Origin of the sequence: Mesorhizobium sp. WSM3868 (genome assembly GCF_002294785.1) — a bacterium.
Lineage (GTDB): Bacteria > Pseudomonadota > Alphaproteobacteria > Rhizobiales > Rhizobiaceae > Mesorhizobium.
The window spans coordinates 363,123-385,682 of sequence record NZ_NSGB01000003.1 but is presented as its reverse complement, the minus strand read 5'-3'; the positions used below and the strand labels follow the sequence as shown (position 1 = coordinate 385,682).

The window sequence follows — 22,560 nt, the reverse complement described above, 5'->3', positions numbered from 1 at the left end:
GCAGCCGCTGACACCGCGCATGGAGCAGCCGTTGACGCAGCGGGCGGATCAACCACTGCGGCCGAGGAGCAAGCACCGCGTGAGATCGCGCGGCAAGCAGCAAGTCGCGCCAAAGCTGGCGCAACAGCAAACGCAGGACCAGCCGATCTTGCCCGCCGATGCTCCGGTGCCAGAACCACGGCCCGCGGAAGCGCAAAAGGCCGGCACCGCAACGCTGGAAGAGCAGAAGGCTGCCGGTCCAAAGGACGCTGACGCATCCGACCCGATCAATCAGGAAAAGTCTCGTGAGGGAAAGCGGCAGCATCCCGAGCCTTCGGCCACCGAGCCGTCAACCGACACGGAAGGCGAACCTGAGGCGCCGTCTGCGGTGCCGATTCCGACGCAACGACCCGACATCGCGGAACCGAAGCCGCCCGCTGCCGCACCGAAGCCACCTGAAAAGCCGGCTGATACCCACGACAACAAAATACTGCCCGATCCGCGCTCCGCTGAGCTGCCAGCTGACAAGATGCCGGCGGAGGAGGTTGCCTGCCGTGAGCGCCTCAAGACGCTCGGCGTCGAATTCGAGGAGCACAAGGCCGAACACGACGCCGAGATCGGCTGCTCCATTCCCTATCCCATCGTCATGAAAACATTAGGAAAATCGATCAGTATAGGCGGCGGAGCCGAACTCAACTGCCAGATGGCGGAGGCTGCGGCACGATTTGCCGTCGAAGTCATCCAACCCGCCGCGAAGGCCGAATTTGGCGCCGATCTCAAATCGATCGGCCAGGCCTCCGCCTTTGTTTGCCGCCCGCGCAACGGTGGTGGAAAGCTTTCGGAGCACGCCTTCGGCAATGCGCTGGACATCGCGTCCTTCACACTCTCCGACGGCAGGACGATCGAGGTCGGCCCGGTGCCGCCCGAAAAAGATGCAAACTTCCTGAACACGATCCGCAAGGCCGCCTGCGGGCCGTTCAAGACGGTGCTCGGCCCAGGCAGCGATCCGGACCATGCGCTGCACTTCCACTTCGACCTCGAACCGAGACGGAATGGCGGAACGTTCTGCCAATGAGTGGGTGCGAAGAACAGATGCCGCAATTCGGCCCCAGGCGTGAATGCCGGCGCTGATCTTTCCTTTACTCTTGCCGACTAGACTTGTGCCATCCGGGGACAGGATGCCTTTCGATGGCCGCAATATTTGGCGCCAGCCTCGCCTTGGCGCGACTAAGCACTCGTGCGCGCTCCGTTGCCGTCAGAATGACAACGGGGCTCGCAATCACAGCGGTCTCGGCCTGCACCACCGGCGATGTCTTTTCGCTGCAGCCGGCCGTCGACGTCGGCAGCCAGACCTCCGCCATGCCCGAGGCTCCGCAATATTCCGGCATGCAGAGGCTTGTTCCGTCCGATCCCTATCTGACCCAGGCAGCCTATCCGCGTATGGATGAGCCGATGTCTTCGCCCGAGCAGATGCCGGCCAGCGAGATCGACTGCCGCAATGAACTGAAACGGCTTGGCGTCGTTTACCAGGACATCCAGCCGATCCACGAAGGCCAGTGCGGCATCGATTTCCCGGTGAAAGTTTCAGCCATCGGCAGCGTCGAGATGAAACCGGCAGCGACACTGACCTGCAACATGGCCGCGACCTTCGCCGCCTGGACCAGGAACGAGCTCGTGCCGGCAGCCCGCTGGCGCTATTTCTCCGGCGTCAGGGCGATCCACCAGGGCTCGAGCTATTCCTGCCGCAAGATCGCCGGCGAGGGCGTCTTGTCGGAGCACGGCAAGGGCAATGCGCTCGACGTCATGAGCATCGAGCTCAACAATGGCAACGACATCGACGTTCGCAAGCCTGGCCTGTTTGCGTTCCGCACCCGCGGCTTCCTCAACAATGTTCGCGCCGACGGCTGCCAATATTTCAACACGGTCCTCGGCCCGGGCTACAATTACGACCACCGGAACCACTTTCACTTCGACGTCAAGAATCGCAGGAACGGCTACCGCGCCTGCCGCTGACCTTCGGCCTACTGCCCAACCGGCCCAACACCGCATAGAGTGGGCCGGGCACAGGCTTGGGAGTGGTCTCTCGTGGGTGAGCGAAGCCTTAGGCGACGCGCGGCGATCTGGCTGGCGGCTTTCTGTGCTTTCTATCTTGGCTTTGCCTACCTTGCTGCGCCGGAATTCTGGACGTGGCGGGAGCGCGGCTTCCGCACACAGCGCTTCGAGATGGTGACGCATACGCCGCAGGGCATTCCCGGCGACCCGATCAATGTCGGACTTATCGGCACCGAGAAGGAGGTGGTCCACGCTTTTGCCGTGGCCGGCTGGGACACGGCCGACGCCGTCACGCTTAGGACAGCGATCGACATCGGCGAGAGCGTCCTGTTCTCCCGGCCCTATCCCGATGCGCCGATCAGCCGCCTGCTGTTTGAAGGCCGCGCCCAGGACCTCGCTTTCGAAAAGCCCGTCGGCGACAGCGCCGACCGGCGCCACCACGTCCGCTTCTGGCAGACAAATACCGTCGGCGACGACGGCCGCCCGCTCTGGCTGGGCGCTGCCAGCTTCGACCGCGGCGTCGGCTTGAGCCACGACACCGGTGCCATCACTCACCATATCGGCGCGGACATCGACGCCGAGCGCAACTTGCTGATCGGCGACCTCAGCACCGCAGGCATGCTGACATCGACCAGCGAGATCCCGGGGATCGGCGCGACGAAAAACGGCAGGAACGGCGGCGGCGATCCCTATTTCACCGACGGTATGGCGGTGGTTGGCGTGTTGAAGCAATTGCCCTAGCGCATCCGGCATTCTCGAAGCAGCAAACCGCGCAATTCGAAAAACGCCCAACCCGCTATTTTCGAATGCACCGCAGCAATGCTATTGACGCCGCATGCTATACCTCGAAATCGCCGTTGTGGCCGCCCTCATCCTGGTGAACGGCCTTTTGGCCATGTCGGAGCTGGCTATCGTCTCGTCGCGGCCGGCCCGCCTCAAGGCGATGATCGACCGCAATGTCAGGGGTGCCGGCCGCGCGCTGGCCCTCGGCTCCAACCCCGGCAAGTTTCTGTCCTCGGTGCAGATCGGCATTACCCTGGTCGGCGTCCTTTCCGGCGCCTTTTCCGGCGCCACGCTCGGCGAGCGACTGGCTCAATACTTGGCCTCGACCGGCATCCGCGACAACATCGCCGACCCCATCGGCGTCGGCATTGTCGTCGCGGTCATCACCTACGCCTCGCTGATCGTCGGCGAGCTCGTGCCGAAGCAGATCGCGCTCAGGGATCCTGAGCGCGTCGCAGTCCGCGCCGCGCCGGCGATGACCATTCTCGCCAAGGTATCGGCGCCGCTCGTCTTTCTGCTCGACATTTCCGGCCGCGCGGTTTTGTGGTTGCTCGGCCAGGCCGGCGAGGCGGAAGAGAAGGTCACGGACGAGGAGATCAAGATGCTGGTCGCCGAGGCCGAGCATCACGGCACCATCGAATCCGACGAGCGCCGCATGATCGCCGGCGTCATGCGCCTTGGCGACCGCGCTGTGCGCGCAGTGATGACGCCGCGCACCGAGGTCGACTGGATCAACCTGCAATCCGACGAGGCGGCCATCAAGCGGCTTCTGATGGAGAGCCAGCATTCGCGCCTGCCTGCGGGCGACGGCAATGTCGATGCCATGATAGGGGTCATCCAGACGCGCGACGTGCTGGCCGCCCTTCTTGCCGGCAGAGTGTTGGATCCGCGCCAGCATGTGCGAACCGCGCCAATCGTCCATGATCAGGCAGACGCGCTCGACGTGCTGCAAAGGCTGCGGGAATCGGACGTGCCCATGGCGCTCGTCCATGACGAATACGGCCATTTTGAAGGCATCGTCACGCCCGCCGACATCCTGGAAGCGATCACCGGCGTCTTCCGCTCGGACCTCGATGCGGGCGAGGAAGAGAACGCGGTCAAACGCGAGGACGGCTCATGGCTGCTTGCCGGCTACATGCAGGCTGACGAGATGGCCGAGGTGCTGGGCATCGACTTGCCGGAGAACCGCGACTACGAGACGGTGGCCGGCTATGTGCTGTCGCATCTGCACCACCTTCCCGCTACCGGCGAATGCGTGGACGCGCAAGGCTGGCGCTTCGAGGTGGTCGACCTCGACGGCCGCCGTATCGACAAACTGATCGCCACCCGCCTGCCCGACGGCCACCGTCCGATGGCGCGCCGATAGCGAGCCTGGATCTGCCGGGTTTTCCCAACGTCCATTCAGGCCAGTTCCTTGCGAAGAAAGACGCGGGCCTGCCCATCGAACCCGAACGGAACGCGGCCGAATTCCACATAAGCGTGGCGGCTGTAGAATCCAGGCGCCTGAAAGCTGCTTGTCTCCACGACGGCGCGTCTGCAGCCCCGCGCCTTTGCCTCTTCTTCGACGGCGGCAAGCAACCGGGCGCCGTAAGACAGACCGCGTAAATGCGCGGGCACGAAAAACATGTCCAAGAACAGAAGGCCGAGTTCGGTCCTTCCCCATAGGCCGCCCAAAGCTTTGCCCGAGCCATCACACAATACGGCGCCTATGGGAATGCGGTCGTCCGTCCCTGTGATGGCGACGTTATAGCGGTAGAGCGCCGCGGCGGCCTCCGCTTTCGCGGCTTCGTCCGCAGACAGGATAATTGAGAATTCTTGAGTCATGCGGATTTGCACCTGCCCTGAACATGGCGAAAACGGATGAACTTCCAGCTTCGGCCGGCGTTCCGGAGAATGCTCGTCAACCTCTTCGTGTTCGGAACCTTGAAGAGAGGGTTTCCTCTTCACAAGGCGGGTTTGTCCGGGGCCGCGTGCATCGGTGCCTGCAGGACCCGTGAGCGTTTCCCGATGCTGATTGCCGGACCTCGCTTCGCTCCGATGATGTTCAATGAACCGGGTCTCGGCTTCCACGTCAGGGGCGAGCTCTACGCGGTCGACGACCGCGCCCTGGCTGGGCTTGACCGGATCGAATCCGTTGGCAAGCCCGGCAACCTGCGCGTCCCGATCGAGGTTGAGCCCATTGAAGGCGGTCCGCATGTGGTGGCGCAGGCTTACATGAAATCCCGCCGTCTCGCGGATCCCGTCCATTCGGGATATCTGGATTTCTACGACGATCGGCGTTTCAAACTTCACGCGAACGACTAAGGTTGCGCCCGAAGGATGCCCAATTGAAATCCGACTTTCTCCAGTATGTCTGACATGAAAGCGGCAGCAGAGCGAAATCCTTGAGCGATCGTCTGTCGACGACCGAGGCTTCCGCAAATAAAAGGGGCGGCGCAAGCGCCGCCCGTAGATGATATTTTGGGAGGATGAAGCGGCTTAAGCCGCCTGGGCTTCACTGGCGATCGCGTCGGCGGCGCGCGCCGCCTTCAGCACCTTCGCCCACCAGGCAACGTCATTGATGAGCGCCGCCGCCGCCTGGTTCAGATGTTCGATCTCTTCCAGCTTCTTGTCGCCCTGGCGGACCGCAAGGAAATCGCCCCAGGCGATGTGCACTGCCGACTTGACCGGCGCCATTTGCAGCTCGACGGCGATCAGGCGAAGCTGCTCGACGGCGCGCGCGCCGCCGACGCTGCCATAGCCGACGAAACCGGCCGGCTTCTTGTTCCATTCATTGGCGGCGTAATCGATGGCGTTCTTCAAGACGGCGGTCGGCGCGTGATTGTATTCGGCCGCGGTGAAGATAAAGCCGTCGAACTCGGCGACCTTCTTCTGCCAGCGCTGCGCCACCTCGTTCTGCGACGGCGCCCAGGCGGAGGATGCGACCTCATCGAAGAACGGCAGCGGCCAGTCGCGCAAATCAACGACTTCGACGTCGATGTCGGCATGCGTCTTGGCAATCTTGGCGATCCACTGCGTCGGGACGTCGGCGAAGCGGGCAGCGCGCGTCGAACCGACGACAATGGCGATTTTGGGCTTGGACATAAGGGGGCTCTCCTTGCGGGGGAATTTCGGTATCGTTTGGATACCGGCGCTATATGTGATACTGACAAAGTGGCGCGCAAGGAGGCACATTTTTGTTACCGAGGCACCCGTACAACACTGAGGACTGCCGGGCCGTATCGGAAATCCTGCAACGGGTCGGCGACAAATGGACCGTTCTGGTGGTCGGCAAGCTGGGCGGCGGACCGATGCGCTTCAATGAATTGCGCACGGCCGTCGGCGGCATCTCACAAAAGATGCTGACCATCACCTTGCGCGGTCTGGAGCGCGACGGCTTTGTCACGCGCAAGGTTTTCCCGACCATTCCGCCGCGCGTCGATTACGAGCTGACCGAGCTCGGCCACGAGTTGCTGGTGCCGGTTGGCGCACTCGGCGAATGGGCACGAAAGAATACCAATCGAGTACGCGCGGCACGCGCGAAATTCGATGGCGAGCATCCCTGAAAGCCTTGAAGCTCAACGTGTTGCAAGCATCGCGTCGCAGCGTTGCTGACTGCGCAAGGAGTCTGCAGTTGTGTCTTTTTGACCTGTCGTATTCGGAGGGCACATCAACCTTTAGTGCCCCGCCCGACCCTGACGGCTTTGGTCGCGTCTGAGACGACCATTCAGGCTTTTGACGTGGTACTGCCACGCGGCGCCAAGGAGCAGATTGCGCGCATCGCTCCCTGACTCTGCTCCGCCCCGAGGCCATGCATCCACACTGTGCGCGGGAGCTCTTTTTTCACTTCTACATAGGCAGTTATGCCGAGCAGACAGGCGAGTGCGAGAAGGGCTGCCACGAGCCAGCCGTTCAGCATATGTTGACGCATTGTCTTTCCTCCAGCGGCACGCACCCTCGGGCGCGGAAGCAACCATCGGACGTCGTCGGACGCACGTCCCGCGCAAGAGTTGTTACAAATTTGCCTGTCCGGGGAATCGTTCGCCGTCAGCTTTCGGCTGGGACCGGCTTCGGCTTGCCGTCGCCGTCGAGCGCCACCATGACGAAATCGGCATGGGTGACCTTCTCCATCAGGTCGGCGAGATAACGCTGCGCCCAGGCCTCGACCTTGAGCGTCATCGAGGTGCGGCCGACGCGCTCGACATGGGTGTAGATGCAGAGCGTGTCGCCGATCTTCATCGGCTTGGCGAAGGACATCTCCTTGACCGCCGCCGTCACCACACGGCCCTTGGCCCGTTCGGCCGCGCGGATGCCGCAGGCCAGGTCCATTTGCGCCATCACCCAGCCGCCAAATATGTCGCCGGCGGCATTGGCATCCGACGGCATGGCGAGCGTCCTCAATGTCAGGTCGCCGAGCGGCTTGCCGTCCGCGTAGTGCACCATGAGGGGTCCTCCAGCCGCTGCTTCCTGAAGCCGTACCAATGCCATCGCGATGTCGCAAGCTTTGCTGAAGGCGAAGGACGCGTCGCGGCTCGGTCGCTTTTTTCACAAGCCATGCCGGAAGCCCCAGCGACGACGTGAGCCGGCAATGTCTAGGGTAAGCGCCGGATCTCGGAGCCCGCCCGCGCATCATGCAGACTTATGATTTCATTATCGTCGGCTCCGGCTCGGCCGGTTCGGTGGTCGCGGAAAGGCTCTCGGCCTCGGGCCGCTTCTCGGTCTTGGTGCTTGAAGCCGGCGGCAGCGATCGCCGCTTCTATGTCCAGATGCCGCTCGGCTACGGGAAGACCTTCTTCGATCCGGCCGTCAACTGGAACTACAAGGCCGATCCCGATCCCGGCCTCGGCAACAATGCCGACCACTGGCCGCGCGGCAAGCTGCTCGGCGGCTCGAGCTCGATCAACGCCATGGTTTTCATCCGCGGCGCGCGCGAGGACTTCAATGCCTGGGCCGCCGCCGGCAATCCGGGCTGGAGCTATGACGACCTGCTCCCCGCTTTCAAAGCGTTGGAGGACAACGAGGCCGGCGCCGATCAATGGCGCGGGGTCGGCGGGCCCTTGCACATCACCGATTGCTCGAATGCGGTGCATCCGCTGACCAGGCGCTATCTGGCGGCCGCCCAGCAGGCCGGACTGCCGTTAAATCCGGATTTTAACGGCGCCTCCCAGGAGGGCGTCGGCGTCTACCAGATCACCACCAGGAACGGCCGCCGCATGTCCGCCGCCCGCGCGTTCCTGCGCCCGGCGATGAAGCGCAACAATGTGCGCGTCGAGACCAACGCGCTGGCGACGAAAATCCTGTTCGAGGGCAAGCGCGCCGTCGGCGTCGAGTACCAGCAAAACGGCGAAGCCAAGAGGGTCCGCGCGGGCCGCGAGGTGATCCTCTCCGGCGGCTCGGTCAACTCGCCGCAACTGCTGCAGCTCTCCGGCGTCGGCCCGTCGGCGCTGCTCGGCGATCTCGGCATCCCGGTCGTCCACGCCAACGACAATGTCGGGGCCAACCTGCAAGACCATGTCGGCATCAACTACACCTTCAAGGGCAAGCTGCCGACGCTGAACCAGATCCTGCGGCCCTGGTGGGGCAAGCTGCTGGTCGGCATGCAGTACATCCTGCTGCGTTCCGGTCCGCTGTCGCTGTCGATGAACAATGCCGGCGGCTTCTTCCGCACCGACCCGTCGATGGCGCGGCCGAACATGCAGCTCTATTTCCAGGCCTTCTCCACCGTCATCCCCAAGAGCGGCGAGCGCCCGATCCTGACGCCCGATCCGTGGCCGGGCTTCTCCATCGGACTTTCCAATTGCCGGCCGTCGAGTCGCGGCGAGATCATGATCCGCTCGAAGGATCCGCGCGACCATCCGAAGATCACCGCGAACGCCTATTCGACCAACGCCGATGTCGACGAGATGCTGGCGGCGGTGAAGTTCGTGCGCAAGATCGCCTCGATGCCGGCGATGGCCGAGATCATCGAGGAAGAAGTTTTGCCTGGTCCGTCAATTACTTCCGATGCCGATCTGATTCAGGATTTCAGGAAGCGCTCCGGCACCGTCTACCATCCCGTCTCGACCTGTCGCATGGGTCCGGACGCTTCGCGCGCCGTCGTCGATCCACGGCTTCGGGTGCATGGGCTCGAGGGCTTGCGTGTGATCGACGCATCGATCTTTCCCGACAACATCACGGGCAACACCAACGCCGCCGCAATCCTCACCGGATGGAAAGGCGCCGAGCGGGTTCTGGAGGATCAGAAATGAAAGTCACCGACGTCAAGACCTGGGTTGTCGGCAACCCGCCGCCCGGCATCGGCGGCAAGTATTTCATCTTCGTCAAGCTCACCACCGATGGCGGCGTGGTCGGCTATGGCGAGGCCTACAACGCCACCTTCTCGGCGCATGTCACTGCCAAGATGATCGAGGATATGGCCGAGCGTTACCTCATCGGCCGCGATCCGCACGATATCGAGAACCTCTTCCGCCGCGTCTATTCCTCCGGCTTCACCCAGCGTCCCGACGTTTCCGGGATGGGCTGCTTTTCGGCACTCGAAATGGCCTGCTGGGACATCATCGGCAAGGAGGCCGGCAAGCCGGTCTACAAGCTGCTCGGCGGCCAGGTGCACGAGACGCTGCGCTCCTACACCTATCTCTATCCGCACACCGGCAGCGTCCATTCGGAAGACGCCCACGGCCAGAACGTCTACAACGATCCCGACATGGCCGCGGCCTGCGCGCTGGAATATGTCGAGCAGGGATTTAACGCCGTCAAGCTGGACCCGGCCGGGCCTTACACGGCCTATGACGGCCATCAGCCGCGCTTGATCGACATCGACCTCTCCGCCCGCATGATCAAGGCGATCCGCGAGGCGGTCGGCACCAGGGCGGACATCCTGTTCGGCACCCATGGCCAGTTCACCGCCTCCGGTGCGCTTCGTATGGCCCGTGCAATCGAGCCCTACGATCCGCTGTGGTTCGAGGAGCCGGTGCCGCCGGACATGCCCGAGGTGATGGCGCAGGTCGCTCGCGGCACCTCGATTCCTATCGCCACCGGCGAGCGGCTGACGACAAAATTCGAATTCGCGCGCGTCATCGAGAACCGCGCCGCGACCATCCTGCAGCCGGATCTCGGCCGCTCCGGCGGCATTCTCGAAACCAAGAAGATCGCCGCCATGGCCGAGGCCTACCACATCCAGGTCGCGCCGCATTGCTATTGCGGGCCGATCGTCGGCGCCGCCAACATCCAGCTTGCGGTGACTCTGCCCAACTTCCTCATCCTGGAATCGTTGAAGCAGTGGGACGATTTTCACGCCACGCTGCTCAAGAAGAAGATCGAATGGCAGGATGGCCACGTCATCCCGTCGAAGGAGCCAGGCCTCGGTGTCGAGCTCAACGAGAAAATCTGCGAGGCGCACCCCTATAGCGGCAAGGACCTGCATCTGCAGATGATGCAGACGCCGCTGATGCCGTGACCGCGCGCCTCGCCTACGCCTTCATCGGCCTTGGTCATCTCGGCGGCAACCTTGCCGCCAGCCTGCTGCGCCACGGCTTCGCTGTTGCCGTTTTCGATCGTGACCCAGCGGCGGTTGCGCGTTTGGTCGCGCTCGGCGCTACGGCGGCGGCGAGCCCGGCGGATGCCGCGACCCGCGCCGGCAATGCGATCACCTGCCTGCCCTCGCCGAAAGTGAGCGAAGCTGTGCTCGCCGGTTCTGACGGATTGCTGGACGGCCTGGCCGCCGGCGGCACCTGGATCGAAATGTCGACCAATGGCCGCGACGAGATCCTGCGGCTGGCCGCACTTGCTTCGGCGAAAGGTGTCGAGACGCTGGAATGTCCGGTCACCGGCGGCGTGCACTTGGCGGCGGCAGGAAAGATCACCGCGCTGGTAGGAGGGGACGCCGCGCTCTACGAGCGCCACCGGCCGGCGATCCAGGCAATGTGCGCCAAATCGTTCCTGATGGGACCGGTCGGCTCGGGGGCGGTGATCAAGGTCATCACCAACATGCTAGCCTTCATTCATTTGGTCGCCGCCGGCGAGGCATTGATGCTCGCCAACCAGGGCGGGCTCGACCTCGCCCAAGCCTATCACGCCATCGTCGCGTCTTCCGGCAACAGCTTCGTCCACGAGACCGAAAGCCAGCTTATCCTGAACGGCTCCTACGACGTCGGCTTCACCATGGACCTGGCCTTGAAGGATCTCGGTTTCGCGTTGGGCATGGCCAGGGATTTCCGCGTGCCGCTGCAACTGGCACCACTCGTCAACCAGATTTTCGAGGTCGGCAGGCGGGAGTATGGCGGTGGCGCCTGGTCGACCCAGATCGTCAAGCTTCTGGAGGATGCGGTCGGCACGGAGCTTCGCGCGCCAGGCTTCCCGGCCAAGCTCGAACTGTAATCCGCCAAAACTTTAGCCAGCTATTTCAATCGCCTAATCACACCGGCGGAATCAAACCTTCAGGCAGGTGATTCAACACCTGAGCGTCAATGCGCCGGGCAGTATCTCGAACGTCGCCGGAATCCGACCGGGCGACTCGCCGTCTATGTCGACCAGCGCTCCGTTCTTCTCAACGTCGCCCAGCGGTTCGACCAGCACCTTGCGACCGCGCAGGATGGTGATCGCCGGATGGTTGCGGTGGCGCCCGCCATAGAGGAGACGGATGTCGCGGATCAGCCCAAGCTTGCCGGCGGCGCGCAGGATGACGACATCGAACTGGCCGTCGGACAGATCGGCGTCCGGCGCAATCATCATGCCGCCACCGAAGAATTTCCCGTTGGCTACCGCCACCAGCGCCATGCGCGCCTCGACCGGCTTGCCGTCGTCTATGGTGATCCTGACCTCCTGGAAGCGATAGCGGACGAATTCGAGCACGGTGCGCCAGAAGAACAGCGCCTTGGCCGAGACCCTGCCCTTGCGCTTGTCCGCATTGACCGCGCGATCGGTGGCGCCGGAGAGGCCGAGGCTGGCGATGTTGATGAAGTGACGGCTGGCGAGCGCGCCGTGGTCGTCGATGTAGCAGACGCGGCCGGCATCGACCTTGCGCGCGCCGGCGCCGGCGATACGCGCCAGTGCTTCCTCGATTTCGTCGGGCAGGCCGAGCCCTCTGGCGAAATCGATACCGGTGCCGCAGGGCAAAAGGCCGAGCGCGCTGGTTCGGCCGGTCTCATGCTCTGCCTGCAGCAGCCCGTCCGCCACCTCGCTGGCGGTGCCGTCGCCGCCGGCCGCGATCACCAGATCGCACCCGCTGGCCGCGAGGTCGATTGCCAATCGCTCGGCGTCGCCGCTGGTCTGCGTCTCGCGCAGCTCGAAATCGCCGAAATGCCTCTTGAGCGATGCGGCGGCTTCGGACCAATGCCGCTTGAGCTTGCCCCCTCCCGCTATCGGATTGAGAACCACCCCGACCTTCAACCTGATCTCCCCCGAGGCATATTGCGTGGAAGCGCAAGGCGACTCGGCTGATGCAGCGCCACAGCACTTTGCCGGCATTCAAACGCGGGCCGACTGGCGGGGCAAGGCTCATCGTCGAAAGGACCGCGGAAAATGGGGACAGGCTGTCTAAGGCGTTCGGCCCGCAAATTCCGAGACTTGTCGCATCGGTCCCCGATAATCCCGCTATCCACAGGTCCGCGTCTATTCCGCAAATTCCTTACCCGGCATACATTGAACCCATCTCAGGCGGCTACCGAACGCCCCGGCCGAAAGGCAGAAGCGCAAGGCGGATTTCCTGAGGCCCGTACGGCCCAGAACGAGAGCAGGTTCGCCTGCTGGAGGGACGGATGCCGAGACCTACGGGTGCCGCGGAAAGCGTGCGAACGCCGACGGCGGACCGATGCTGCCATGAAGGCGGGTGAAACCTTCGATGGTGCGCCGGCAAAGCCCGCAAGGGTGGAGATCGGCGTGGTCTGGAACGGACGCTGCCTTCGGGTGGCGACTGGCAGGACCGTCAAAATCAAGGCCGGCCTGGCGCGACGACTTTGCGGAAGTTGCTGCCGTAACCGGTTCCTGATCTGACAGGGAGGCGCTGGGAGCAATCCCAGCGCCGACTGTTTTTTGGGCTGCCCTTTCACCGGCCCTTTTCCCAGCGTCCTGCACCTCCCCAGCATCTGCCACTGATGCTTCCCCGCCACAGTCGCAAGCCAAGCAATGCGCCGACACTCTCAATTCACAATCGCGGCCAAATCCCGCCTTGTTCCCCGGCGATTGATCGCCTGGGAACGAAGTTCAAAGGGACAAGACCGTGATCAAGACCGCCCTTGTCGCCATGACCATTGTCGGCTGCGACTGCGACGCCAAGCTCTGCGAGTATATCGGCGAGACTCCCGCCAAATGGGCGACGATTGCCGACTGCGAAGCGGCGATGAAGAGCCAGATGCTGCATCAGCGCAATTTCAATTATCCGCTGGTTTCCGGCATCTGCCGCACCAAAGGGTCGGCATCGACTTCGGAGCTCGCAGCCAAGGCGTCAAGGCCGGAGCTGGGGCCGCCGAACCGCGTCGTCGAAACCATCGCCCCGCTGCCGCCCGAGCTCAGCCGTCGGCCGAGCGTCCCGGTCGGCACGACGGTGACGGCCAGCGAGACGGGAGCTGCGCGGCCTGTTGCCTTCGAGGCCGCGGTCGACGGCGGCAGCCCCGTGCTCTATCGCACCAAGGCTGGTTATGCCGTGGTCAAGACCGATCTCGGCCGCGCGGCCAACGCGACGGTGGACATGGCAAAGCGATCGGCGAACTGGCTGGCGGGACTGGTGCCGAGCGGGCTGTAATCCAGCACCGGAAGCGCACGAAACTGGTATTCCAGGCACTTGAATATCAGCGCGCCTTACAGTTTGACCTTCTGCGTCTGCCAGAATTTGTCGATCATCGGTTGCTCGGTTGCGGTGTCCTGATCGCCGATGCGCGTGATGAACAGCAGCCCCTGATCGGCAAGACCGAAGCCGACGATCTCGAAATCGGCCTTGTCGGTACGCGTCTTCACCGTGGCCTTGATACCGGTCAACTGCTTGCCGTCGGCGAGCTTGCGGGTCGTCGGCTCCTGTATCAGCGTGGCGCCCGCCTCAACCGACTCCTTGGTCATCTCCTGCAGCATCAGCTGATCGAGCGACACCGGAATCATCTTGCCGTATTCCTGCACCACGACGACGGTGCCGAGGGCCGAGGCAGCGAGGTATTGGGTGATGCTCTCGCCGAGATCCGTCTTGGTGACGGAAATGCTGCTCGGATGAACAAAGGAAAACCTGCCGCCGGAGAAAGTGGCGAAGTCGTTGCGGTCGAGCCGCACCCTGGCCGTCTTGCCGCCGGGCAAGGTCACGTCTGCATCCTCGCCGGGATCATCGCCGTGGCACCAAGTTTCATTCGCATGTCCTGTCCTCTCGGCGCTCGGCGCTTTCGACTCTTTGACGACCGAGAGCGCTTCCGTTCCCGTTACCATCCGCTCGTGACGGATAGACTGACCACCCGGCAAAAACCATAGGGGTACCGGAACGCTGCAGACGAAGGCCGCCGCTGGCGCGTCGGAACAATGCAGTGCCTGATTGATAATGCCGGCACGATGCGGGAAGATGAGCGCCTACCTGGAGTTGGGGGGCTTCATGACCTTTGCCGTTCGCGCCACACTAAGCTTGTTACTGGCACTCGCGCCCTTGCCTGTTCGAGCGCAGGACACCGATCAGGGTGACGACAAAACGGTGATGGTAGCCCCGGACGATGCCGAAATGGCGGCGGCGATTGCAAGGGCACGATCCAGCCTGGACGACTTCCTGGCTTTGTCCGACGCGCCGCCGCCGGGAACCGGCAGGTTCAAGCTGAAGGTCATGGTGGTCGACGGACATGCGACGGAGCATTTCTGGGTCATCCCCTTCAAGCGGACCGCCACTGGCTTTGTCGGCATATTGGCGAACGAGCCGGAACTCGTCCGCAACGTCGTATTCGGCCAGAACATCGAATTCTCCAAGGACGATATCTCCGACTGGGGATACACCAGGGACGGCCATCAGGTCGGCAGCTTCACCGTCTGCGTGATGTTCAAGAAAATGTCCAAGGAAGAGGCGGACTACATGCGCACCCAATACGGCTTCGACTGCTGAACTGCATCCAACGCATTACAGCTGCATTTGCGGCAAGCTCGCCGCGACCAGTCGGTCCGGTCAGAAGTCGGCTGTCAGCCGGAAAAGATCGCGCTCAGGCGTTCGGTAACCTTGCGCTTCAACAATCCCTCCTCCAGCGCCTCCACCGGCACCAGCCGCTCATGGCCGCCTTTGGCGAGGCGCATGAAGAAATGCAGTTTGTAAGCGGCAATCTTGCCTCGCGCGGCTGCGTCCGTGCGGACGTCGACGACCAGGATCGAACCGATGCGGCCGGGCCATGGCTGCCTGGCAAAAGCCGTGCCGAGGAAGTCGCCGAGACCGTAGGCGACGAGCGCATCGCCGATGCGCTCGAGCGGCTGTACGACATGGGCGTGGTGGCCGGCAATCAGCCGGACGCCGCGACCCGCCAGCCGTCGTGCCAGTGCCCGCGTCGCAGGTCTCGGAAAATGTCGGAACTCCCAGTCCCAATGCGGCACCGCGCAGAGCAAGTCGACGTCCGCGAGGATCCCGAGCGGCCATTCGGCCGGATCGCCCGCCATGCAAATCCGCGCCCGAAATTCGGCCTCGTCAGCGTTGCGCCAAAGCGTGAACGCGGCGAAGCCGATCGTCAGCGGCCCGGCGGCCTGGTGTTGGACCGGGCCGCCGGCCGCGGTGCCGATGGTGCGGATGCCGAGCCGCTTCAGCGCCGCCACCGTCTCGTCGAAGCCGGCAACGCCCTGGTCGAGGACATGATTGTTGGCGAGCGACAGCACGATCCTGTCACGGGCAATGCCGACGGCTGCCAGCGAATCCGCCAGGAAGCGTTCGCTCATCGCGTGATGCGTGCCAAGCCGCGTGCCCGCCACCGCGCTCGGCCGCTCGACGATCGGGCTTTCGCAATTGCCGACCACGAGATCGGCCGAAGCGAGCAGCGCCGCGATCGCAGGGTCGCATTCCGGCACCCTGCGATTGGCGACCGCCGACAGGTCGCCGATGAAGGCAAGCCGCACAGTTTGCGTTGGCCCCGGCACCATCAGCGTCGCTGCCGGCGCCGCGAAACCGTTTCTGTCGCCGCCAAGCGACGGCTTCAGAAAACGCGGCAGCCACGACAATTTGTAGGAGAGCGGATAATTCGACACGCGATGCCCAACCGTTTGCCATCGTGTGTAGACCGTCTGCGCGACAGGAGAAAGCTGCAGGCGAAGCGCCGCAAATCCGTATATTGTGGCTGGCGGGATTGGGACGGGAGGATCCATCGTGAAGCGACTGTCGGGCCTTGTGGCACTCACACTCTTGCTGCTCCTGCCCTTTGCTTACGCCAAAGCGGCTAGCCCCGACCCGGCCGCCCTGTTCGAGGCGAAGACCGTAGCGGATCGGAATACTGCCTTGGCGGCACTGGAGGCGGCGGCACCGGGCGATCCGGCATCGGCCTATGCCGCCGGCGCCGGCGAATTCTTTACCGCGCTGGAAATCCTGGCCAGCGGTCTGCATCGGCACGGTTTCGAGAGCCCGCAATCCTTCATGCTGCCGCTGATGCGGCTGCCCGTGCCGGACAATCCCAGTCCCGAGCCGCTGACCTATGAAAAGTTCCGCGCCATCCTGATCGCTTTCCGCGACCGTCTGGAGAAATCCGCCGCCACGCTGGGCTCGGTGTCCGCCGATGCCGATATCGGCATGGTGGTCGACCTCGCTCATGCCGGTATCGATCTCAACGAGGACGGCAACATCGCGCCGGACGAAAGCATCGCCGCGATCATGGCCTCGCTCTCACGCGGCGTCGACGCGAGCGATGCCGCCCCTTCGCTTGCCTTCCGCTTCGACCGCGCCGACGGCTTCTGGCTGCAAGGTTACGCCGAGTTCCTGATGGCGCAGGCCGATTTCTGGCTGGCGCATGATTTCAAAGCCATGTTCGACGGCTCTTTCCACATGCTGTTTCCGCACGCGAAACTGCCGCTGCAGGACGCGCTGGTCCCGCCGGATGGCGGCATGAGCGGCAGCATCTTCGCCTCGGAATGGCGCTTTGCCGACTTCATCTCGCTGGTGCATCTCGTCAACTGGCCGGTGATCGAGCCGGAGCGCCGGAAGGCGGCGCGCCGTCACCTGCTGGAGATGATCCGGCTTTCGCGCGAGGACTGGAAAGCGATACGCGCCGAAACCGACAATGACCGCGAATGGCTGCCGGGACCGCAGCAGAAGGGCGTCAACCCGCTCACCGGCCTCGAGGTCGGCGAGGCGCAAGTGCAGGCATGGCTTGCCGCCCTGACCATGGCTGAGGACCTTCTTGAAGGCCGCGTGCTGCTGCCGCATTTCCGCATCATCGGCAAAGGCATCAACATGAAGCGCTTCTTCGACGAGCCGAAACCTTTCGACCTCGTCCTGTCGATCACCGGCACGGCCATCGCGCCTTATCTCGAAAGTGGAAAAATCCTCACCAGCGACGATTTCAATCAGATTCAGCGCGAGTTCGGCGGCGCCGGCTTCCTGACCTTCGCGCTGTGGTTCAACTGAAACGAAACCGCGCGTGCGACATGCCTCCTGACAGCCTTCTGTCAGCAGGCTCGGCAGCGCGCACCCGCCATTTCACTCCGCTCTTTCCATTTCGGCCGAGTCCTCCCATATTCGGGCCATGGCCAAACGCACCGACAAGAAAACGCCCTCGCCGGCGCAAGAGGGCGCGCCGAAACGGCGCAGTCCGCTGACCGAATTCCTCGACGCCGCCGAGCCCCTGGAGCGCGGCGGCTTCGCCGAAGCACCGCAAAGCGAGTTCTCCGGCGCGCCTCTCACCGGCTCGATCTCCGATTGGGCCGGGCAGATCGAGCGCGAGGCGCAAAAGCAGCCGAAGGCTAAAGCGCCGAAGAAGGTCCCCGAGCGCTCTGCTGCGCCCGGGCGCACGGCGCGCGGCACCTCGATGGGCGGCGCGGCATCCGCGAAAGAACGCGCCGCCGCCGGCCTCAACCCGGTGGCCGGCCTCGACATCAGCCTGGAGGACGCCGAGCAGGTTTCCTCGAGCGGTGTGACCGCGACCGTCGCCGCACTGTCGAGGCTCATCGAATCCGGCAATCCGCTGCACAAGGATGGCCAGCTTTGGACGCCGCACCGGCCTGCCCGGCCGGAAAAATCGGAAGGCGGCATCGCCATCAAGATGGTGTCGGATTTCGAGCCCGCCGGCGACCAGCCGACCGCCATCAAGGACCTTGTCGAGGGTGTCGAGCAAAGCGACCGCACCCAGGTGCTGCTCGGCGTGACCGGCTCCGGCAAGACCTTCACCATGGCCAAGGTGATCGAGGAAACGCAGCGCCCTGCCCTGATCCTGGCGCCGAACAAGACGCTGGCCGCGCAGCTCTACGCTGAGTTCAAGAAATTCTTCCCCGAAAACGCGGTCGAGTATTTCGTCTCCTATTACGACTACTACCAGCCGGAAGCCTACGTCCCGCGCACCGACACCTATATCGAGAAGGAATCCTCGATCAACGAGCAGATCGACCGCATGCGCCACTCGGCGACGCGCTCGCTGCTGGAGCGTGATGACGTCATCATCGTCGCCTCCGTCTCCTGCATCTACGGTATCGGCTCGGTCGAGACCTACACGGCGATGACCTTCCAGATGCAGGTCGGTGACCGGCTCGACCAGCGCGCCTTGCTTGCCGACCTCGTCGCCCAGCAATACAAGCGCCAGGACATCAACTTCGTGCGCGGCTCGTTCCGCGTGCGCGGCGACACGATCGAGATTTTTCCGGCCCACCTCGAAGACCGCGCCTGGCGCATCTCGATGTTCGGCGACGAGATCGAGGCGATCACCGAGTTCGATCCGCTGACCGGCCAGAAGACCGGTGAGCTGAAGAGCGTCAAGATCTACGCCAATTCGCACTATGTGACGCCGCGGCCGACCTTGAATCAGGCTATCAAGTCGATCAAGGAAGAGCTGCAATACCGCCTGCAAGAGCTTGAAAAGGCTGGCCGTCTCCTTGAAGCGCAACGTCTCGAGCAGCGCACGCGCTTCGACCTCGAGATGCTCGAAGCGACCGGTTCCTGCGCCGGCATCGAGAATTATTCGCGCTATCTCACCGGTCGCCAGCCGGGCGAGCCGCCGCCGACCCTGTTCGAATATGTGCCGGACAATGCGCTGATCTTCATCGACGAGAGCCACGTCACAGTGCCGCAGATCGGCGGCATGTATCGCGGCGACTTCCGCCGCAAGGCGACGCTGGCCGAGTATGGCTTCCGCCTGCCCTCCTGCATGGACAACCGGCCGCTGCGCTTCGAGGAATGGGACGCCATGCGCCCGCTGTCGATCGCCGTCTCGGCGACGCCGGGCGGCTGGGAGCTCGACCAGTCCGGCGGCGTCTTCGCCGAGCAGGTCATCCGCCCGACCGGGCTGATCGACCCGCCGGTCGAGGTGCGCCCCGCCAAGAGCCAGGTCGACGATGTCGTCGGCGAAATCCGTGAGACGACCAGGCTGGGCTACCGTACGCTGGTCACGGTTCTCACAAAGCGCATGGCCGAAGACCTCACCGAATATCTGCATGAGAACGGCATTCGAGTCCGCTACATGCATTCCGACATCGACACGCTGGAGCGCATCGAGATCCTGCGCGACCTGCGCCTCGGCGCCTTCGACGTGCTGGTCGGCATCAACCTGCTCCGCGAAGGCCTCGACATTCCCGAATGCGGCTTCGTCGCCATCCTCGACGCCGACAAGGAAGGTTTTTTGCGCTCCGAGACCTCGCTGATCCAGACGATCGGCCGCGCCGCGCGCAACGTCGACGGCAAGGTCATCCTCTACGCCGACCAGATCACCGGCTCGATGGAACGGGCGATGGCGGAGACCAACCGCCGCCGCGAGAAGCAGATGGAGTGGAACGCGGCCAACGGCATCACGCCGGAATCGGTCAAGTCGCGCATCGCCGACATCCTCGATTCCGTCTACGAGAAGGACCACGTGCGCGCCGACATCTCGCAGTTCACCGACGATGCCGGCGCCATGATCGGCAACAATCTGAAAACCCATCTCGAGGCGCTGGACAAGCAGATGCGCGATGCCGCCGCCAATCTCGACTTCGAGAAGGCCGCCCGCATCCGCGACGAGATCAAGCGGCTGCGGGAGATGGAACTGTCCATCTCGGACGACCCGCTTGCCCGCTACGCCGATATGGAAAGCCCGGTTTCCGGCCGCGAGAAAGGCAGGCACAACAAGGGACGTGCGGTGCACCGCTCCGTCGATGACGACGCCAAGGGCCTGTTCCGCAAGCCGCATCTCGACGAGATGGGCGCCGACGGCGCGGTGCCGGTGAAGAATCCGCTTTTCGCCAAGCCGTCGATCGACGACATGGGACCGGGCACCGACATGCCGACGCCGGCTGGCGCGGTCTCGCGTTCGCTGTTCAAGAAGCAATCGGCGCAGGAAGCGCATGGCTCCGACTTCGGCATCCCGGGCGACCGCACGGGGTCGCTGTTCCGCAAGAACTCGCTCGACGAGATGACGGTGCGCCGGACCGAAAAACCCGTCGAAGGAACGGTGCCTACGAAGCCACGGCCAATCTCCCCCCTTGTGGGGGAGATGTCCGGCAGGACAGAGGGGGGCGCGAAGGAACGCGACGATAAACCCATCGTCCGCCAGCGCTCTGGCATCGGCTCTTACGAAGACGCAGCCGATGAGCGCCGTCAAAAGCGCCGGCCGAGCAAGACTGGGCGGCCGGGGCACTGATTTCTGAAGAGATTGATATGTTGCCGGCGGGACAGCGCTCTGTCCTGCCGGACATCTCGCCCACAATGGGCCCACAAGAGGGGAGATCGGTAGTTTCAGCGCCCCCGCTCTGTCCTGCCGCCCCTTGCCATGCCCCCTCCCCAGGTGTACCAGTTTCCCCAACTCGAACATCTGGAAAGGAGGGCTGCGTGTCTATCGATCACCACCGTCAGCGCGGCCCTGTCTGTGCCCTGCGAGCTTGCTTGCAGGGCTGACCAGGACGGTCCGGGAATTTTCCCCCGCTTCGATTTTTGGTCTGCCCTTCGTGGTGCCGCTGATCTCGGCCTGATGGCCTACCGGCGCACCGTCAAAGTGCATTGAGCCGGGCTCCGGCAAGACCAGAGAAATCGACATGGCCCTGATCAGCCTCAAATCCCTCGGCGTCACCATGAGTGCGCCGCTCTTCTCCACCTCGACCTCATCATCGGTGCCGGCGACCGGCTGGGCATCCTCGCGGCGAACGGCCGTGGCAAAACCACCCTGCTCAGATGCCTGGCGGGCGATCTGGCCGCCACGAGCGGCGACATCACCCGGACGCGCGGCTTGCGCGTCGGCCATGTCGAGCAATCCGTCCCCGGCGCGCAGCTCGACCGTAGCTTCCATCAGGTGGTTGCCGATGCCTTGCCGCCGGAGCAGCTTGGCAGCGAGCTCTGGCGCGTCGACGTGGTGCTGGATTCGCTCGATGTGCCCGAGGACATGCGCGACAGGCCGATGCGGGCCTTGAGCGGCGGCTGGCAAAGGCTGGCGCTGATCGCCCGCGTCTGGGTCACCGACCCGGACGTGCTTCTGCTCGACGAACCGACCAACCATCTCGACCTCGCCAAGATCGGCCAGCTCGAAACCTGGCTCAACGCGCTGCCACGCGAGGTGCCGGTGATCATCGCCAGCCACGACCGCGCCTTTCTCGACGCCACCACCAACCGCACGCTCTTCCTGCGCCCGGAAGAATCGCCGGTGTTTTCGCTGCCCTATTCGCGCGCCCGGCGGGCGCTCGACGAGGTCGACGCCTCGACGGCCCGGCGGTTCGAGCGCGACATGAAGGTCGCGCAGCAGTTGCGCCGCCAGGCAGCCAAGCTCAACAACATCGGCATCAATTCCGGCAGCGACCTGCTGACGGTCAAAACCAAGCAGCTCAGGGAGCGGGCCGAAAGGCTGGAAGATGCAGCCGTGGCAGCGCATCGCGAGCGTTCGGCCGGCGCGATCCGATTGGCGAACCGCGGCACTCACGCCAAGGTGCTGATCACGCTCGACGACGCGGCGGTCGAAACGCCCGACGGCACGCTGCTGTTCAGGACCGGCAAGCGCCATATCTGCCAAGGCGACCGCATCGTGCTGCTCGGCCGCAACGGTGTCGGCAAATCGCGCTTCATTGCGATGATCCGCGCCGCCATCGCCGAACCGGGGTCAGAAGAAAGCATCAAGGTGACGCCGTCGACTGTGCTCGGCTACACCGACCAGGCGCTGACCGGCATCGGCGGCGGCGACACCCCGCTGGCGATGGTCTCGCGCCGCTTCGAGATCGGCGAACAGCGGGCGCGCTCGCTTCTCGCCGGCGCCGGCGTCGCCATAGAGATGCAGGAGAAAAGGATCGCCGCGTTGTCGGGCGGACAGCGGTCGAGGCTGATGTTGCTGGTGCTGCGGCTTCTCAACCCCAATTTCTACCTCCTCGACGAGCCGACCAATCACCTCGACATTGACGGCCAGGAAGCGCTGGAGGACGAGTTGCTGAAGCATCAGGCAAGCTGCCTGCTCGCCTCGCACGACCGCTCCTTCATCCGCGCGATCGGCAATCGGTTCTGGCTGATCGAGAAGCGGCGGCTGACCGAAGTCGACAGTCCCGAAGGGTTCTTCCGCTCGGTGGCCGCGACGGAGCACTGATAGCCACGACAAGGCCAGTCTAGACGGGGCGCCGGCCTATACGGGCCGGCTTTCCGGGCGCGCATGAAAAATTCGGGCGACCTGTCGGATTGCCGCAGCATTCCTCGTC

At 64.0% G+C, this 22,560-nt stretch carries 19 protein-coding genes and 1 pseudogene; 14 read left to right on the top strand and 6 right to left on the bottom strand.

Annotated features, from left to right (window positions below; genetic code table 11):
- The first annotated feature begins 19 nt into the window (after positions 1–19).
- From CK221_RS08050 to CK221_RS08035, 4 genes are all read left to right on the top strand, one after another.
- Entirely contained in the window at positions 20–1,054 is a 1,035-nt protein-coding gene (locus tag CK221_RS08050; RefSeq protein ID WP_095777373.1) for an extensin family protein, read from the top strand.
- A gap of 185 nt (positions 1,055–1,239) precedes the next feature.
- Positions 1,240–1,992 (top strand): extensin family protein, encoded by a 753-nt coding sequence (locus tag CK221_RS08045; protein ID WP_245430589.1) that lies wholly within the window; start codon positions 1,240–1,242, stop codon positions 1,990–1,992.
- Between the two features lie 72 nt (positions 1,993–2,064).
- Positions 2,065–2,772 carry an LssY C-terminal domain-containing protein gene (locus CK221_RS08040; protein WP_095777328.1) on the top strand — a complete coding sequence of 236 codons (708 nt, stop codon included), beginning with the start codon at positions 2,065–2,067 and terminating at the stop codon, positions 2,770–2,772.
- A gap of 94 nt (positions 2,773–2,866) precedes the next feature.
- Positions 2,867–4,180: a hemolysin family protein gene (locus CK221_RS08035; RefSeq protein WP_095777327.1), complete on the top strand. Its 1,314-nt coding sequence runs from the start codon at positions 2,867–2,869 to the stop codon at positions 4,178–4,180.
- A 35-nt stretch (positions 4,181–4,215) separates the two neighbouring features.
- Here CK221_RS08035 and CK221_RS08030 read toward each other — a convergent pair whose 3' ends face one another.
- The gene (locus CK221_RS08030) at positions 4,216–4,638 is read right to left on the bottom strand and encodes a GNAT family N-acetyltransferase (RefSeq protein ID WP_095777326.1); all 423 of its coding nucleotides are present in this window, start codon (positions 4,636–4,638) and stop codon (positions 4,216–4,218) included.
- A gap of 36 nt (positions 4,639–4,674) precedes the next feature.
- Between CK221_RS08030 and CK221_RS08025 the strand changes: the two genes are divergently transcribed.
- On the top strand, positions 4,675–5,118 hold the full coding sequence (locus CK221_RS08025) for a gamma-glutamylcyclotransferase family protein (RefSeq protein ID WP_095777325.1): 444 nt from the start codon (positions 4,675–4,677) through the stop codon (positions 5,116–5,118).
- 174 nt (positions 5,119–5,292) lie between these two features.
- On the opposite strand, the gene CK221_RS08020 is transcribed toward CK221_RS08025, so the two are convergent.
- Complete coding sequence (locus CK221_RS08020; RefSeq protein ID WP_067326641.1) at positions 5,293–5,898, bottom strand: NADPH-dependent FMN reductase; 606 nt, start codon at positions 5,896–5,898, stop codon at positions 5,293–5,295.
- A 92-nt stretch (positions 5,899–5,990) separates the two neighbouring features.
- Here CK221_RS08020 and CK221_RS08015 point away from each other — a divergent pair, with 92 nt between their 5' ends.
- Positions 5,991–6,359: a helix-turn-helix domain-containing protein gene (locus CK221_RS08015; protein WP_066994462.1), complete on the top strand. Its 369-nt coding sequence runs from the start codon at positions 5,991–5,993 to the stop codon at positions 6,357–6,359.
- A 481-nt stretch (positions 6,360–6,840) separates the two neighbouring features.
- Here CK221_RS08015 and CK221_RS08005 read toward each other — a convergent pair whose 3' ends face one another.
- On the bottom strand, positions 6,841–7,236 hold the full coding sequence (locus CK221_RS08005; protein ID WP_066994459.1) for an acyl-CoA thioesterase: 396 nt from the start codon (positions 7,234–7,236) through the stop codon (positions 6,841–6,843).
- Positions 7,237–7,424: 188 nt separating this feature from the next.
- Here CK221_RS08005 and CK221_RS08000 point away from each other — a divergent pair, with 188 nt between their 5' ends.
- Genes CK221_RS08000 through CK221_RS07990 form a run of 3 tightly spaced genes read left to right on the top strand, consistent with a single transcriptional unit; the run spans position 7,425 to position 11,169 of the window.
- Positions 7,425–9,041 carry a GMC family oxidoreductase N-terminal domain-containing protein gene (locus tag CK221_RS08000; protein ID WP_095777324.1) on the top strand — a complete coding sequence of 539 codons (1,617 nt, stop codon included), beginning with the start codon at positions 7,425–7,427 and terminating at the stop codon, positions 9,039–9,041.
- A complete protein-coding gene (locus tag CK221_RS07995) occupies positions 9,038–10,249 on the top strand; it encodes a mandelate racemase/muconate lactonizing enzyme family protein (protein WP_095777323.1) in 1,212 nt (403 codons plus the stop codon). The genes CK221_RS08000 and CK221_RS07995 overlap by 4 nt, the downstream gene beginning before the upstream one ends.
- On the top strand, positions 10,246–11,169 hold the full coding sequence (locus CK221_RS07990; protein ID WP_095777322.1) for an NAD(P)-dependent oxidoreductase: 924 nt from the start codon (positions 10,246–10,248) through the stop codon (positions 11,167–11,169). Before CK221_RS07995 ends, CK221_RS07990 begins: the two co-directional genes overlap by 4 nt.
- A 72-nt stretch (positions 11,170–11,241) precedes the next feature.
- On the opposite strand, the gene CK221_RS07985 is transcribed toward CK221_RS07990, so the two are convergent.
- Positions 11,242–12,180 carry a diacylglycerol kinase family protein gene (locus tag CK221_RS07985; RefSeq protein ID WP_095777321.1) on the bottom strand — a complete coding sequence of 313 codons (939 nt, stop codon included), beginning with the start codon at positions 12,178–12,180 and terminating at the stop codon, positions 11,242–11,244.
- An 829-nt stretch (positions 12,181–13,009) separates the two neighbouring features.
- Here CK221_RS07985 and CK221_RS07980 point away from each other — a divergent pair.
- Positions 13,010–13,531 (top strand): hypothetical protein, encoded by a 522-nt coding sequence (locus tag CK221_RS07980; RefSeq protein ID WP_095777320.1) that lies wholly within the window; start codon positions 13,010–13,012, stop codon positions 13,529–13,531.
- Between the two features lie 56 nt (positions 13,532–13,587).
- Here CK221_RS07980 and CK221_RS07975 read toward each other — a convergent pair whose 3' ends face one another.
- Positions 13,588–14,076 carry a hypothetical protein gene (locus tag CK221_RS07975; protein WP_245430587.1) on the bottom strand — a complete coding sequence of 163 codons (489 nt, stop codon included), beginning with the start codon at positions 14,074–14,076 and terminating at the stop codon, positions 13,588–13,590.
- 250 nt (positions 14,077–14,326) lie between these two features.
- Here CK221_RS07975 and CK221_RS07970 point away from each other — a divergent pair, with 250 nt between their 5' ends.
- Positions 14,327–14,851 (top strand): DUF2314 domain-containing protein, encoded by a 525-nt coding sequence (locus tag CK221_RS07970; RefSeq protein ID WP_348628426.1) that lies wholly within the window; start codon positions 14,327–14,329, stop codon positions 14,849–14,851.
- 74 nt (positions 14,852–14,925) lie between these two features.
- On the opposite strand, the gene CK221_RS07965 is transcribed toward CK221_RS07970, so the two are convergent.
- Positions 14,926–15,969 (bottom strand): CapA family protein, encoded by a 1,044-nt coding sequence (locus CK221_RS07965; RefSeq protein WP_095777319.1) that lies wholly within the window; start codon positions 15,967–15,969, stop codon positions 14,926–14,928.
- A 118-nt stretch (positions 15,970–16,087) separates the two neighbouring features.
- Between CK221_RS07965 and CK221_RS07960 the strand changes: the two genes are divergently transcribed.
- From CK221_RS07960 to CK221_RS07945, 3 genes and pseudogenes are all read left to right on the top strand, one after another.
- Entirely contained in the window at positions 16,088–17,338 is a 1,251-nt protein-coding gene (locus CK221_RS07960) for a hypothetical protein (protein ID WP_095777318.1), read from the top strand.
- A gap of 118 nt (positions 17,339–17,456) precedes the next feature.
- A complete protein-coding gene (gene uvrB / locus CK221_RS07955) occupies positions 17,457–20,534 on the top strand; it encodes an excinuclease ABC subunit UvrB (RefSeq protein WP_095777317.1) in 3,078 nt (1,025 codons plus the stop codon).
- A gap of 391 nt (positions 20,535–20,925) precedes the next feature.
- Positions 20,926–22,451: pseudogene (locus CK221_RS07945) on the top strand (ABC-F family ATP-binding cassette domain-containing protein).
- The last annotated feature ends 109 nt before the right edge of the window (positions 22,452–22,560 follow it).